This is a genomic window from Verrucomicrobium spinosum DSM 4136 = JCM 18804, assembly GCF_000172155.1.
Lineage (GTDB): Bacteria > Verrucomicrobiota > Verrucomicrobiia > Verrucomicrobiales > Verrucomicrobiaceae > Verrucomicrobium > Verrucomicrobium spinosum.
In genome coordinates this window covers 5,356,730-5,369,572 of record NZ_ABIZ01000001.1, presented here as the reverse complement: position 1 = coordinate 5,369,572, position 12,843 = coordinate 5,356,730, and the positions used below count along the sequence as shown (strand labels likewise).

Below are 12,843 nucleotides of genomic sequence, written 5' to 3'. Positions count from 1 at the left end.
TAGGTTAACGCGCTGTTTTCACGGCCGGGTTCTCGGCGCCTGTGTGAATGCAATCCCTGAGTCGGGCTCGAAGAATGCCGCAAAATCGTGCACGGAGAGATTGAACCCGCCCCGTATTGCTGCTGTCGTTCTCTTTGTCCGTGCCCGTAACTGACAACTCTTCTGCACCGAAAAATAACCCTGCCATGGCTGAGCCCACACCTCCACCTCTGCGACACCCAATCATCTGGGTGCGCAACAAGTTCCTGGCCGGGCTGGCGCTGGTGACTCCGCTGGTGGTGACCTTCTGGATTCTTCAGATCGTGTATGCGACCCTGAAGCAGGTGAGCATTCCGTTGCTGGAGTTCTTCGCCGCCATCTATAATCAGGCGGTGCCGGTGGCGTGGATGATTGACACCCACGATCCCCGCTTGCTGCAGTTCATGAATTTCCTGGGATTCCTGATCCCCATCGTGTTCCTCGTGGCCTTGGGTGTCATGGCGACGAACGTCCTGGGGGTCAGGGTGGTTTCCGCGCTGGAGAAGTTCCTCCTGCGCATCCCACTGGTCGCCTTCATCTACAAGTTCATGAAACAAGTCATGGACTCGTTCAAGGGGTTTGGAGGGGTCAAAAGCTTCAAGCGGGTGGTGTACGTGGACTACCCCTCCCCGGGCTTGAAGATGCTTGGCTTTGTGACCGGTCAGTATATTGATCCCAAGTCAGGTGCGGGCATGAGTGCCGTGCTGCTCCCTGCCGCCCTCAGTCCCATGACGGGCCTTGTGATCGTTACGGAGACGAGTCGTTTGGAAGATGCCCCATTGACCGTTGAGGAGGCCATGAAACTGATCGTCTCCGGCGGTCTGATCAGCCCGAAAACGGAAGAGGAAAAACGTGCTGAAGCCGCCACCGCTGCGGCAGGGAAGGTGCGAAGCAAAGGGAAATCCAAGGCTGTGGCCACCAGTGAGCCGGTCCCTGTGCCGGAAAGTGATTTCGTGCATCTGCCGAAGGCGGATGAGGAGTTGCTACGGGAGGAAGGGGAGCCGTTGGCGAAGACTGTCCCCGCGGCAAAAGCCGCGAGCGGAGCAGGTGGTGAAAAGGAGTCAGCGACTTCCTTCACTCTCAAAGGGGCTGCTTTGGCCTCTGGGGGGAATGGGAAGCTATGATTGAATCTTAACGGGTGGTGTTGTATTTCACGGTGCCCTGCGGGAATCCGGATTTCAAGAGTGCCGTCGCCCGCTTGATCTTTGTGTCTTCCCGCTGCGTGAGATCAACCGCGTTGGTTGGCACCAGTTCATGAGGGGGAATGCCGATGCCTTCGATCCCGCGTCCACCGTTGAAGCGCTGCATGTTGCTTCTGACGGAGAATCGGACGGTGAATTTTCCACTGGGGGTGGTGATCTTTTGTTTTTGGGAGGAAGTTCCAGCGGTGGGAGTGTCGCCGATCAGGTAGGCTCGGACGTCTTCTTTGAACATGCCAGCAATGGTCTCGCCCGCGGAGCGAACGCCAGCATCGATGATGACCACCATGGGGCCCGTACAGGAGTTCCCGGAAAGGCCGCGGTGCTGACCGAGCGATGGGCCGATGGCGAGAAACCGCCCGAACACGGCCTCGTGATCGCAGCCCCCGCCGCCATTGGCGCGCATGTCCAGAATGAGGCCGGGGATGTCTCCAAGGGTTTTCAAAATCTGATCGAGTTGCTGGGGGAGGTCTCCTGGGATGTCGCGCAGGTGGATGTAGCCGTTACCGTCTGCGGTCCGACCGTAGCTCTGGCGTCCTACGCTCTGTAGATTTTCTGGCGGGAAGATGGGACCGATGGGGACGAAGTTTGGGCCGCCATTGCGTTGACGTTTGACGGTCAATTCTTCGCCAGCAGCGGTGGTGACTTCGAAAGTGATCTCGGTGCCTTCCCAGTCCGCCAGTCCCCAATGACACGCGGCGTAGAGCGCCTGCTGGGGAGTTGAGAAGCTGGATCCACGGTTTTGCAGGGCCTGAGTTTGCTATTTGAGCCAGTCGAGCGCGGACTTCCCGTCGATGCGGTTAACCCGCTGTCCAGGTTTGAGGCCAGCCTGTTCCGCATCCTTGAACGCAGCCCTTACGAGTATGGTGTCGTTGCTCACCGCGAGGTGTACGCGAGGTCCGGTGTTGCGTCTTCCCTTTGAGAGGTCGTCAGCCTTGATCGTGGAATGGGTGATCGTCGCGTGGCCATCTTGGAGGCGGCTGAGGAGTCGAGATACCAACTGATATTGATCATGGTCTGTTTTTGCATCGGGGGCCGCGGCAGTGAATTCGGTACGCACAATTTTCCAGTCGATCTTCTTGCTGTTTAGCAGCGGTGCGGCCTGCATTTTGAACTGGTCCAGCAGAAACGCGACATCAGAAGGGAGGTCGCCGGTTGCCTGGGCGGGTATCAAGGGGGCCGTGGACAGCCAGCCCAGAGTGCCCATGAAAAGCAAAGTGACGAAGGGCGAATGCATGGGGGTTGGAGCTTGAAGTGTGGGAGGGCCGGGGGGGCACCATACCATCATCAAACGCTTGAGAGGATGCTGTGCATAGCGTGGGCCAGTGAGAGAGTCAGGAAGGGGGTGAGGGGTGGTGTTATAAAAAGATCATGTTGGGTGATATTCTTGCGGGGGTGGGGGAGGCGTTGGGACTGGTACTAATATGCCTGATTCCTTGTAAATAGAGGGATGCGGGGCTTAAATGGCTTGCGGTGAGGGGAGCCGGCGAGCACCTTGTAGCGGAAATAGTAATACTCTTGTCGCATGATGCGTATTCCTGCCGCCATGATCTTCCGTCATTTTCCAGCCGCGTGCTTGATTGCCTTGACCCCCCTAAGTCCGTTGCTTCACGGAGCGGAGGTGCCCACGGCCAAAGTGGATCTCCTGCAGTCCATCAAGTCCGCAGGGGTGACTTACTTCGTCAGTCAGAAGCAGACGCTCAAGGACTCTCCGGAGCAGATCTGGACGTTCGGCGAGGAAGGGCAACTCAAAATTAGCGGCCGCGGCTTTGGTTATCTGGCCACCAAGGCGGACTACAAGGACTATCACCTGGTGATAGAGTACAAGTTTCCAGGGCCGACCATGGGTTCGAGGGAAAACAAGGCGCGCGACAACGGGGTGCTGGTGCATGGGCATGGACCCGAAGGTTCGGTGGGCGGCACCTGGCTGGCGAGCATAGAGGCCCAGATCATCGAGGGTGGCACGGGTGACATCCTGGTGCTTCCCGGCAAGACTGAAGACGGCACGCCGGTGCCCACCACGATGACTGGTGAGTTTGTCAAAGATCGCGATGGAGAGCTGGTCTGGCAGCGAGGTTCAGAGAAGCTGCCCATGGGCACCGACGGAAAACCGAAGCGGCTGAACTGGGCGAAGCGCGACCCGGACTGGGCAGACAAGGCGGGATTCTATGGGAAAAACGATGTACAGTCCAAGTTCCATGAATGGACCCGGATGGAGGTGGTCGCCGAGGGGGACAAGTTGACCTACTATGTGAACGGCGTGGAGGTGAATGAGGCGCTGGAGTGCAAGCCTGCTGAGGGGCGGATCTGCCTGCAGACGGAGGGGGCGGAGATGCTGGTGCGACGTTTTGAGCTTCATCCTCTGGGCAAGTTCAAGGAAACTTGGAATCCCGCCTCGGCATCAGGTGGCACCAATGTCCCGGTGAGAAAGAGCCGGGAGAGCGCCTGGTCGCCTGAAGAGACCCGCAAGTCCATTGAGCTTGATGGTTCCTATGAGGTGGAGTTGGTCGCGGCTGAGCCTTTGGTCAGAGATCCCGTGGAAGTGTGCTGGGATGCCCAAGGCCGGATGTTTGTGGCGGACATGATCGACTATCCCCTGGGCGCAGGACCGGGAAAACCACCGTTGTCGAGAATCCAATGCCTCTACGATGATGATGGGGACGGCACGTATGACCGGGCGGTGACCTTCGCGCCGGAGATGGATCATGTGCAAGGGCTTGCGCCCTGCCGGGACGGGCTCATCGCGACGACCCGTACACAGATTCTTTTCCTCCGTGATACGAACGGCGATGGCGTGGCCGACGAGCGCAAGCCGTTGGTGGAGGGGTTCAACCCCAACCATTCACAGTTGCAAGTTTCCTCGCCCCGCTGGGGATTGGATGGGAATCTCTATTTCAACAACGGTCTTGATACCAAGGAGATCTACCCGGCCGAGTCTCCAGAGAGCAAGCTGAACTTCACCCGCACTAACTTGAAGTGGAATCCTGTGACGGGTCGGCTCAAACCAACATCTGGGTACGGGCAGTTTGGAGCTTCCTTTGATGACTGGGGGCGTCATTTTTTCTGCTCTAACCGGAATCCGGTAATGTTTGCGGTCATGCCCTATGAGGCGGTGATGCGCAATCCAAACGCGGGCATCTCAAGTGGCGCGGAGGATGTGGGGCCTTTCGGGGCGGAGACGCGGGTGTATCCGTTGATGCTGTCACACACCACGGCGGATGCACATGCGGGGACGCATACTGCCGCGTGCGGGCTGGGAGTGTATCGCGGTGATTTGATGCCGGAATTGCGAGGCGAGATCTTTGTGCCGGATCCGACCGGGCAGTTGATGGTGCGTTATCATCCTGAGCCCAAAGGAGCCAGTTTCAAGGCGACGCGAGTAGGAGAACACACGGAGTTCTTCCGGAGCCGCGACGAGTGGTGTCGGCCGGTCAACGTGACGACCGGGCCGGATGGCGCGATGTATGTGTGCGACATCTACCGCCGCTACATCGATCATGCACGGTTCTTCCCGGAGGAGTTCACAAAGACGCATGACATGAGGCAAGGTGAGAACGAAGGCCGGATCTGGCGGGTGGTGCCCAAGGGGGCAAAAGGCAAGCTCCGCAAGATCACTGCTGCTCCGACTGACGTTGCAGGGCTCGTGGCCTGGCTGGCGCATGAAAATGCCTGGCAGCGGGAGACGGCTCAGCGGGTGCTGCTTGAAAAGAAAACGGAGGACCTGAAGGGGTATTGGGACGCGGTGGCCAAGCAGCAACCCACGGAGCTGTTCCGTCTGCACGTCCTGGCCATAAACGAGGTGTCACTGTCATCGCGTGCCCATGGCTTGGGCGTGCCTGCGTCGGACAGTGGCAGTGGAGCCATGCAGAACGCCTTGCACCTGGACGAAAAGGCCAGTCCCCGACTGCAAGAGGTGTCGTCCGCCTTCATTGTGCCGATGATCGATGAGGTCACCTTGGCACCTGAAGCGATGAATCGTGTTGAGGTGGATGCCCGGGCAGCCTTCATGCAGATCCTGATGGGCGGACAGAGTTTTGGAGCGCGGGCTGCTGATGCAGCCCGGTTTGCCGGAGACGTTTGGATCAACCGTGCGGTGCTGGCGAGTTCAAAAGACGAAGCAGGAAAGGTCTTGTCTGAGGTGCTGAGGGGGCACTTGGCCGCTTCGTACTCCGTGGAAAGCGCTGACTTCATTCGGGCTCTCGCATCGGCATCGGCAGCAGACGCGTCGGCAGATGATTTTGCAGCCTCGCTCGCGGTCCTCAACAAGGAGCCGGGCAAGTTGCTTTGGTGGAAGCCGGCGGTCTTGCAGGGGCTTTCAGAAGGGCTGCCTAAGTCGGGCAGGAAGTTGGGAGTCGGTACACTCGCGGAACTGGCTGCCAAGGCACCTGCTCCGTACCAAGCCGCAGCGAAGGAGATCAATGCGCTTCTCTCTGAAGTGGATCGCGTGATGGTGGATGGCACTGCGCCTGTGGAGCAGCGTCTGGCGGTGTTGCCATTGCTTGCGCAGAGATCCTGGGACAAAGCCGAGCCGGTGCTGCGAATGCTGCTGGCTGAGGGACAGCCGGAGGCGGTCCGTACGGCAGCCCTGCCCGTGCTCAAGAAATATGGTGCACAGAAGATTTCAACGCTGCTCTATGAGCTGCTGCCCAGACTGGGGCCGACGGCAAAGCGTGAAGTGGTGGCCATGCTGACCGGCAATGGCAAGACGGTGCAGGACTTCTTTGAGCGCATCGAGCGTGGTGAGGTCTCCAAGGGTCTTGTGGACGCAGAAACCCGCTGGCGTTACCTGCACACGGGCAGCAAGCCGTTGCGTGAACTTGCTGAGCGGTTGTTTGGCCGTCCAAGTGAAGATCGTGCAGCTGTGATCGCGAGTTACAAAGACTGCATCTCCATGCAGGGCGATGCTGCGAAGGGCAAGATCGTTTTCATGACGGTTTGCATGGTCTGCCACAAGGTGAAGGGGGAGGGCATGGACGTTGGCCCAGACATCACGGACGTGAAGCTGAAGGAGAAAGAGGCGCTTCTCAGTGATATCCTGGATCCCAACCGGATGGTGGAGGCCCGCTGGAGTGCCTATCAAATCGACACCCGCGAGGGGCGCATTGTGTCGGGGCTGATTGCCTCAGAATCGGCGGATGCGGTGACCGTCAAGATGGCGGGCGGCATTACCGAGGTGCTGCCGCGTGGGTCGATCAGCAAGATGAAGAGCCTTGATGCTTCACTCATGCCTGTAGGATTGGAAGGCGGAATCAGCAAGGAACAGATGGCGGACCTGCTGGCCTTCCTGAAAGGCGAGGGGAAGTGAAGAGCGGCAGTTCTGTGTGAACATTTGCTCAGCCGCCGCCAGCCACGGCGGTTTTGAGCGCATTGAGCCACAGACTTGCTCCAACCATGAGGGCGAGCCCAATGATCACGTAGAGGATCCGGAGATTGGTGGGCTCAAAGAGGCCCACATGGTGATCAACCAACGAGACACTGACGGCTCCGGCCACAAACATCAGCACGCATTTGAACCATGCTTGCTTTACCTTGGCGGGAGCTTGATAGGCATCCTCTGACACAACAGGACTGTCGAAGCCTCCGAACGCGTAGAACGCCCCGAGACAGATCAATAGGATCAGCATTCGGAATGGAGCGAGGGTGAAGCTCATGGAGAGAGGGTGTCACTGGCGTGTCAGGCGCTCTCAGGTTCCGCCTTGAACCTCGGGCTTCCTTTGGCGACGCTGAAATCAATCAGATCCATCTTTGCCAGTAGTAGGATCTCCTGCCGTGCGTCCGGATGATCGGGCAGGCCCTGCCACTTGTTGGCCTTACGAAGTCGCTCCAGCACTGCTCCCAATCGTTCATTGAGGTCCGGCTGTGCTGGAATGAGATTTCGAAAATGAGTGATGGCCCTAAGAGCGAGCAAGGGGCCTGCCAGGAACAACTGGCTGAGCACGTAGGCGGGCCCTGTCATCCGGTGAGCATAGAAGTCCACCACCAGTGCGCCAGCGGTGTCTTCACCCAGATCATGGTAGAGACTGGACTCGTGATAGCCATAGAATCCTCCTCGCTTCTTCCACTGTTGGTACCCAGCCAGTGTGATAACGATTAAAATCACGATGGCCAGAGCATCAAATGCCAGGGCGGGGAGCTGAATGCTAAACCCGTGGGCCACGAAGGCTGGCATGTATCGGAAAAACAACCACGCGGCTCCGTAGCCGATGAGGCTGCCTGCAGAACTGCCAATGCCTGCGAGAATCTGGAAAGTGTTGTATCGGGTGACCATATGCCCATCCGAGTGTTGCATCCGAGTGATAGATGCAACAAAAACTTCGACGCAGACTGTCAGGCCGCCTCGGCAACAGCCTTCATCTGCTGGATCCACCACAGGGAGACGGCCATGAGCACGACGCCGAGAAGGATGTAGATCCAGCGAATATTGACCGGCTCCATAAGGCCGATGCGGTGGTCAATGACGGAGACGGCGATTGCGCCCAGTCCGAAGACGATGGCCGTGCGGATCCACTCTGCATTTGCCGGGAGTGTGAAAGCCCCCCCATAGTAAAAGACCAATACGCAAACGACGAGAATGACCAGGCGGATGGGGGCGAAATTTACGCTCATGAATGAACTTTGTTAATCTTGGTGTTGTGTTGAATAAGAGCTCATTAGGCAGGAGCCGGAAGAAGGCAAGATGGGAATGACATGGGGTAAAATTTCTGACTGAAATTTTCTCGGTAGCTCTTTCCGCTTCCGGGACCGTTGCACTCTTAGTAAGTGGGCCAGACACCAGGGGTGAGAAGCTCAAGCAGGTGACCGTCGGGATCACGGAAATAGAGGCTTCTGCCACCGCGAGGCCACGTGAATTCGCTTTCCACGGTGATGCTCAGATGGTGAAGATGCTGACGCCATTCATCCAGTGACTCTGCCGGGATGGCAAAGCCCACATGAGACCGCCCGTGGGACCCGTGAGCCGGAATGTGCCCGCCAAACGGCATGGTGGTGCCTTCTGGATCGCTGTCCTTGGGAAACAGGAGGAGGACCTGCCTCCCTTGAACGTCGAAGGCGCAGAGGCGCTCATCAGACGCGAGGATGGGATGGCCAAACAGCCGGGCATAGAACTCTCGTGATAAATTGAGATCCGCCACACTCAGGGCGGTTTCCAGGATGGCAGAAGGAAGCATGAGGTTAGGGGGCAGGGGTTTCTGTTGGGATGATTCCGTGATGGGAATACGATCAAATACCCGGCGGCGCGCGTCTCTCCAGCCAGTGGTGGCAATTTTGAACGAGATGCCAAGAAGGGCTACAGAAGTGGTCCCCGTTAACGAACCTCTCACTCCAAAAATGAACAGTCTCCCTCTCCTCCGCCCGTTGTTTGCCTCCATGCTCAGTGCCGGGCTTTTGCTCGGGACGCTGTGCTCGTGTGCCTCTTCAGCCAAAGTCAAAGATGAAGGCTCATATACCACGAGTGGCAAAGCCGCGACCGGATCAAAAGGCAACAAGGTCTCCGTGGGAGGAAGCGTGGGGGTGTACACCGGTACGGTGCAGTGAGCCAGCGTGAGGTCCAGCTTGCCCCTTGTCAGACTGTCATTCCCCTCTACGGTTGGTTTGTATGAAACTCCCGTCCACGGTGCGGCCCGTTTTTCATCTGGCAGTGTGGCTTGCCTGCGCTGGACCGGTGCTGTTGCTGTCCAGTTGTGCCAGCAATAGCACCTTCAAAGACGAAGGAAGCTACACGATCGGAGCCCCGCCCGAGAAGGAGCGCGGGGAGATCCATGGGAGTGTGGGAGCGGGGGCGTCCTTTGGGTCCGATGGGTACAGTTCCCAATGGACTGGTGGAGAGGTCTATTACACTCGCGGAAACTTGACAGTGGGCGCAGCAGCGGTCCAGGAGTCCGAGCTGTAGCCATAGGATGGGGCGCAGGTCCGTCCGGCCATGCGTTTCCTCAGGGCATCAGGTTCTGATTGAAGAATACGATGGTCTCCTGGATGAACTTCTTTTGATTTTCCCGGTTCTGAAAGACGTGTCCTTCGTTTTCCAAAGCGAGGATACTGGCGGGAGTGGCATTCTTCGTCAGGGCATCATGCAGACGCCGGGAGTGGTCGAAGGGGACGACGTCATCATTCGTGCCATGGATGATCAGAAAGGGGACGGCTCTAGCGTCCACATGGGTTAGGGGAGAGGCATCACCAGCAAGACTTGATTTCTCAGCAACGGACCCTCCCAAGAGCCGCTTGAGGAGGTCGTTGACGAAGTCACCCTGCTTGACTTTGCTACTGAAGTCGTCGGCCAGGTCTGTCGGCCCGCACACGTCCACGACGCAGGCCACGCGACTGGATTGGTCGGGATATTTGGCGGTAGCGGGATCACGAGTCTCTCTCAGACCCAGGCTGGCTACCAGTTGCCCCCCGGCTGAGACGCCCACCGCTCCGATCCTCTTGGGATCGACACGATATTGGGTGGCGTGGCTACGGAGCCAGCGCACGGCCAGTTGCACATCGTCCAACTGGGCGGGCCAGGTGTTGGCCGCGTTCGTGGTAAGGCGGTAGCTCACCGGAACGGTTACGTAGCCGAGTTGCGCCATCAGGAGGGCCAGATTGCGAAATTCCTTCTTGTTTCCGCCTGCCCAGCCGCCGCCGTGCACCATCAAGACGGCGGGACGGAGCCTGGGCTGTGCCGTGAGCCCTTCTTTGGGGGGAGAGACAGGAGGTTGGAAGACGTCCAGAAGCAGCTTTTGTCCGTCCGCTGTGTCGCCATACACCACGTCCAGTTGGGGGGGCGTTTGGACCGGCTTGGCTGGAGTGCTTTGGAAAGGGGACGGTGCCTGCTTGGGCTCAGACAACTGGCCAGGAGCGTTCGGCAGGACTCCTAAGCTGGCCAACGCAGCACAGGCCGTAAAAATGGAAAGACGGCGGGGGAGAAAGTCTGGGCGCATGGAGTGAGGGGGGCGAAAGCAGTGCCGACGGGGCGGCTGGGCTCCACCATGGTCAAGAGGCAGGAGAGTTGTCAATGCTGGAGCGGACGCCGCAGGAGAAGGGAAGTCGAAATTTCGCACAGCAAACTTTTTCAGGTCAGACCCAGGCAAAAGAAAAATCTGGTGTGAAGGCCCGGCATCCGGCAAGATCGCGACCGACTCCCCGAATCAGTTCCTGAATCCAAGCGATGCGAAAGCTGTTCGACGACAACCATCTCAGCCACCTGAGTCCCCGGGAGCGCATTCTGCGATGCGGGTGCGACTGGCGTTCTGACATGCGGGCGTGCTCGCGAGGGCGATTTCTGGCTTGGTGGTGCTGCTGCATGACACCTGCACTGTTCGCCTGCTGGTACCGGACCTTCTTTTTGCCGCCGATGGCGCTGAGCACGGCCTCCCTTGTGGTTGGGGTGTCAGGAGCCTTTGCCGTCCCGCTGGTGTGCGGCCTGCTCACCGGCCGGCTGGATACCAATACGGGTCTTTACTTCCGCAAGTCAGAACCGATTAGGTTTTGGATCCATGTGATCGTGCTGGCTGGCGGAGTGCTTTTCCCGGCGTTGGCACTTATGGCGCGAGCGTGGCGCTGAGGCAGTGGCGTCCCGCAATGGGTGTCAGCCGGGGCCTTGGGGCACAAGGGCGAGTTTTGTCGTGTCGAATCCCTTTGTCTTCAACCGGGCGACTATCGCCTGATAAGTAGCGGGTGGCAGGGACCTCTCCCGCGCCAGGATCCAGATCAGTTTGCGGCTCGGGATGGTGACGACAGACCACTGATAGTCGGGGTCGAGGTCCACCACGAGGTAGGTGGTGGTGAAGGGCCAGATGAACTGGAGTTTCCATTCAGCTTGGGATTGTTGGTTGACCACCCAGGCCCGTGCCTTCCACTGCTGTAGAGGTGCGTCCATGTTCTTCTTCCGGAACTGAAAAATGTTGTCGATCTGGCCGTCAGGTCGCAATCTGTAGATGTCCGAAGTATCCACCTTCCCCTTTTCCAGAAAGTAGGGGACATGGGCAATGACGCGCCATTCACCCATGTAACGGGGGAGATCCACCTTGCTTACGGTGGCGGGGCGACTCGAGTGGGCGGGGGTTTGATTCATGGGCGGCGTGGACCGTGGGGTGGAGCACGCCGTAACGGTTAGACCGAGCAAAACCGTAGAAAGTGCCAGGGACAAACGGGGGGCGCAGCGTGCCATATGCTCATGATTCGCGGGCGTGGCACCTTCTGGATTCAGGAAAAGCCGTTGGTCTGGGCAGAGGGCCGAGCGCTCAAGAAGGCGTCACGATGCTTTCGAAAGCGGTAGCAGCATCCTCCAGACGTACCAGAGGCTCGGGGAGTTTTTCCGGTGGACTCGCACCGGGCAGGGTTACGACATGCCCGACCTGGTCCGACCTCACCACCGTCTCTATGACTAGCACGTCCACGGGAGCCGTGCGGTGCTCGAAGAGAAGAGCCCGATGGGTGACTTTTTTTCCCGGTGCATACCGGAAAGGAGAATCAGGGAGGGGGAGGAAACAAACTTTGCGCCCGGAGGAGTCGGTGGACCAGCCCGTTTTTGGGGCGCCAGTTGGGTTCGAGGAAGCGGCCTTGGCCAATGCGGCGGCAAATCCGGCGCCTTGTGATTCACCCCGATGGAAAAGGAAGACATCGTACTGGTGAAGGGTGCGCGTGGCATCCCGGAAAGAATAGCCTGCGAAGGCAGGCTTGCTGCCAAAGACTCCTTCGGGCAGCACCAGGTCGCCCGTAAAGGGGCGGCTTCGCAGGGAGACGGTGCCTGTAAACTTCATCGTTTCTCCCAGATTCACGTCCTTGCTGATGGTGGCCGGGGTGGTGTCACGGGAAAAGTACCAAAACAACCCCAGGCCTGCCAGGACGATGATGAATGGGGCAAGGAGACGCTTCATGGGGGGAAATCGGCTTGCCTCCAGGCAGAGGCCAATGACCCCAGCCTATCGTTTTTTGCGACGGAGGTAAATGGAACAGTGGGAGAAACCGCCAGATCGTGATGGGTCAACCGTCTGACGGCGGTCTTTGGTCCTCCTCCTTCAGGCGCTTGCGCAGTCGGCGGACCTCTCGTTCCAGCTCGGCAATCTGGACTTTTGAAGAGGGATGGGAGGCGCTCTTAAGGTGCCCCTCGGGCGTGTCGGGGGCGGTGCTGATGACAAACTGCGCTGGCACGCCATGGGGGCCGACGATTTCGTCATGCATGAAGTACACATCTGAAAACGTGTGGGTGCGGCATGCCGCCTCATGCAGCCTGCCTCCTGCGTCCACATAGCGCACCCGGTAGTGGGCCCGGCTCAGGGGGCCTCCCTCCGTCCGGTTCTGAGACTGCCATTCGCAGCTCACCACTTTCCCTCCGCGATCGGTGATGTAGGCATGAATGCGGGTGGATTTTAAACAGTTGCTGATCAGCCAGCAGCAGATCACGATGAGAGAGATGGCGAGGATGATCCAGGTCGATTCCATGGGGGCACGCCATATGTACGCGGGAGCCGGTGGAACGTTTCCGGGCACCTGCAAAAGCGTGTATTTGGTCTCGAGCTACGCCGGTTTTGGCGGCGGGCCAGAGGGGGCAACGGTGTAGGCCGTGTGCTCAAGCAAGTGGCAACGGGCGACCACCAGCATCTGGTGCAGCAGTAGTGCCCCGGAGACTGGTGGATGAAAGCGCGTT

Annotated in this window: 15 protein-coding genes; 5 read left to right on the top strand and 10 right to left on the bottom strand. The window is 58.8% G+C overall.

Going from position 1 to position 12,843, the window contains the following annotated elements:
• The first annotated feature begins 185 nt into the window (after positions 1–185).
• On the top strand, positions 186–1,142 hold the full coding sequence (locus VSP_RS21895; RefSeq protein ID WP_009963373.1) for a DUF502 domain-containing protein: 957 nt from the start codon (positions 186–188) through the stop codon (positions 1,140–1,142).
• A 7-nt stretch (positions 1,143–1,149) separates the two neighbouring features.
• On the opposite strand, the gene VSP_RS21890 is transcribed toward VSP_RS21895, so the two are convergent.
• Entirely contained in the window at positions 1,150–1,839 is a 690-nt protein-coding gene (locus VSP_RS21890; protein WP_009963372.1) for a S41 family peptidase, read from the bottom strand.
• Positions 1,840–1,977: 138 nt separating this feature from the next.
• Positions 1,978–2,454 (bottom strand): S41 family peptidase, encoded by a 477-nt coding sequence (locus VSP_RS21885; protein WP_009963371.1) that lies wholly within the window; start codon positions 2,452–2,454, stop codon positions 1,978–1,980.
• A 309-nt stretch (positions 2,455–2,763) separates the two neighbouring features.
• Here VSP_RS21885 and VSP_RS21880 point away from each other — a divergent pair, with 309 nt between their 5' ends.
• Positions 2,764–6,522, top strand: a complete 3,759-nt coding sequence (locus tag VSP_RS21880) for a PVC-type heme-binding CxxCH protein (RefSeq protein ID WP_009963370.1) — start codon at positions 2,764–2,766, stop codon at positions 6,520–6,522.
• A gap of 28 nt (positions 6,523–6,550) precedes the next feature.
• Here VSP_RS21880 and VSP_RS21875 read toward each other — a convergent pair whose 3' ends face one another.
• The 4 genes from VSP_RS21875 to VSP_RS21860 all read right to left on the bottom strand — a co-directional run bounded on the left by VSP_RS21875 (position 6,551) and on the right by VSP_RS21860 (position 8,383).
• Positions 6,551–6,868, bottom strand: coding sequence for a hypothetical protein (locus tag VSP_RS21875; RefSeq protein WP_156345138.1), 318 nt, complete (start codon positions 6,866–6,868; stop codon positions 6,551–6,553).
• A 23-nt stretch (positions 6,869–6,891) separates the two neighbouring features.
• Complete coding sequence (locus VSP_RS21870; protein ID WP_009963367.1) at positions 6,892–7,506, bottom strand: ABC transporter permease family protein; 615 nt, start codon at positions 7,504–7,506, stop codon at positions 6,892–6,894.
• A gap of 38 nt (positions 7,507–7,544) precedes the next feature.
• Positions 7,545–7,823, bottom strand: a complete 279-nt coding sequence (locus VSP_RS21865) for a hypothetical protein (protein WP_009963366.1) — start codon at positions 7,821–7,823, stop codon at positions 7,545–7,547.
• Positions 7,824–7,969: 146 nt separating this feature from the next.
• Positions 7,970–8,383 (bottom strand): VOC family protein, encoded by a 414-nt coding sequence (locus VSP_RS21860; protein WP_009963365.1) that lies wholly within the window; start codon positions 8,381–8,383, stop codon positions 7,970–7,972.
• 160 nt (positions 8,384–8,543) lie between these two features.
• Here VSP_RS21860 and VSP_RS21855 point away from each other — a divergent pair, with 160 nt between their 5' ends.
• Together VSP_RS21855 and VSP_RS21850 are read left to right on the top strand one after the other, a co-directional pair.
• On the top strand, positions 8,544–8,750 hold the full coding sequence (locus VSP_RS21855) for a hypothetical protein (protein WP_009963364.1): 207 nt from the start codon (positions 8,544–8,546) through the stop codon (positions 8,748–8,750).
• A 61-nt stretch (positions 8,751–8,811) separates the two neighbouring features.
• Positions 8,812–9,105 carry a hypothetical protein gene (locus VSP_RS21850; protein WP_009963363.1) on the top strand — a complete coding sequence of 98 codons (294 nt, stop codon included), beginning with the start codon at positions 8,812–8,814 and terminating at the stop codon, positions 9,103–9,105.
• A gap of 40 nt (positions 9,106–9,145) precedes the next feature.
• Here VSP_RS21850 and VSP_RS39805 read toward each other — a convergent pair whose 3' ends face one another.
• Positions 9,146–10,135, bottom strand: coding sequence for an alpha/beta hydrolase (locus VSP_RS39805; RefSeq protein WP_009963362.1), 990 nt, complete (start codon positions 10,133–10,135; stop codon positions 9,146–9,148).
• Positions 10,136–10,497: 362 nt separating this feature from the next.
• On the opposite strand from VSP_RS39805, the gene VSP_RS21840 reads away from it, so the two are divergent.
• Positions 10,498–10,758 (top strand): hypothetical protein, encoded by a 261-nt coding sequence (locus VSP_RS21840; protein WP_009963361.1) that lies wholly within the window; start codon positions 10,498–10,500, stop codon positions 10,756–10,758.
• A gap of 24 nt (positions 10,759–10,782) precedes the next feature.
• On the opposite strand, the gene VSP_RS36670 is transcribed toward VSP_RS21840, so the two are convergent.
• From VSP_RS36670 to VSP_RS21825, 3 genes are all read right to left on the bottom strand, one after another.
• On the bottom strand, positions 10,783–11,268 hold the full coding sequence (locus VSP_RS36670) for a lipocalin family protein (protein ID WP_009963359.1): 486 nt from the start codon (positions 11,266–11,268) through the stop codon (positions 10,783–10,785).
• Between the two features lie 169 nt (positions 11,269–11,437).
• Entirely contained in the window at positions 11,438–12,073 is a 636-nt protein-coding gene (locus VSP_RS21830) for a hypothetical protein (RefSeq protein WP_009963358.1), read from the bottom strand.
• A 106-nt stretch (positions 12,074–12,179) separates the two neighbouring features.
• Positions 12,180–12,638, bottom strand: coding sequence for a hypothetical protein (locus tag VSP_RS21825; protein WP_009963356.1), 459 nt, complete (start codon positions 12,636–12,638; stop codon positions 12,180–12,182).
• Between the last annotated feature and the right edge of the window lie 205 nt (positions 12,639–12,843).

Excerpts from the sequence above, each read along its gene's own strand:
- VSP_RS21880 (WP_009963370.1), top strand. The coding sequence starts at position 2,764 with ATGATCTTCCGTCATTTTCCAGCCGCGTGCTTGATTGCCTTGACCCCC.
- VSP_RS21825 (WP_009963356.1), bottom strand. The coding sequence starts at position 12,638 with ATGGAATCGACCTGGATCATCCTCGCCATCTCTCTCATCGTGATCTGC.
- VSP_RS21895 (WP_009963373.1), top strand. The coding sequence starts at position 186 with ATGGCTGAGCCCACACCTCCACCTCTGCGACACCCAATCATCTGGGTG.
- VSP_RS21885 (WP_009963371.1), bottom strand. The coding sequence starts at position 2,454 with ATGCATTCGCCCTTCGTCACTTTGCTTTTCATGGGCACTCTGGGCTGG.
- VSP_RS39805 (WP_009963362.1), bottom strand. The coding sequence starts at position 10,135 with ATGCGCCCAGACTTTCTCCCCCGCCGTCTTTCCATTTTTACGGCCTGT.
- VSP_RS21860 (WP_009963365.1), bottom strand. The coding sequence starts at position 8,383 with ATGCTTCCTTCTGCCATCCTGGAAACCGCCCTGAGTGTGGCGGATCTC.
- VSP_RS21855 (WP_009963364.1), top strand. The coding sequence starts at position 8,544 with ATGAACAGTCTCCCTCTCCTCCGCCCGTTGTTTGCCTCCATGCTCAGT.
- VSP_RS36670 (WP_009963359.1), bottom strand. The coding sequence starts at position 11,268 with ATGAATCAAACCCCCGCCCACTCGAGTCGCCCCGCCACCGTAAGCAAG.
- VSP_RS21870 (WP_009963367.1), bottom strand. The coding sequence starts at position 7,506 with ATGCAACACTCGGATGGGCATATGGTCACCCGATACAACACTTTCCAG.
- VSP_RS21865 (WP_009963366.1), bottom strand. The coding sequence starts at position 7,823 with ATGAGCGTAAATTTCGCCCCCATCCGCCTGGTCATTCTCGTCGTTTGC.
- VSP_RS21840 (WP_009963361.1), top strand. The coding sequence starts at position 10,498 with ATGACACCTGCACTGTTCGCCTGCTGGTACCGGACCTTCTTTTTGCCG.
- VSP_RS21875 (WP_156345138.1), bottom strand. The coding sequence starts at position 6,868 with ATGAGCTTCACCCTCGCTCCATTCCGAATGCTGATCCTATTGATCTGT.
- VSP_RS21830 (WP_009963358.1), bottom strand. The coding sequence starts at position 12,073 with ATGAAGCGTCTCCTTGCCCCATTCATCATCGTCCTGGCAGGCCTGGGG.
- VSP_RS21850 (WP_009963363.1), top strand. The coding sequence starts at position 8,812 with ATGAAACTCCCGTCCACGGTGCGGCCCGTTTTTCATCTGGCAGTGTGG.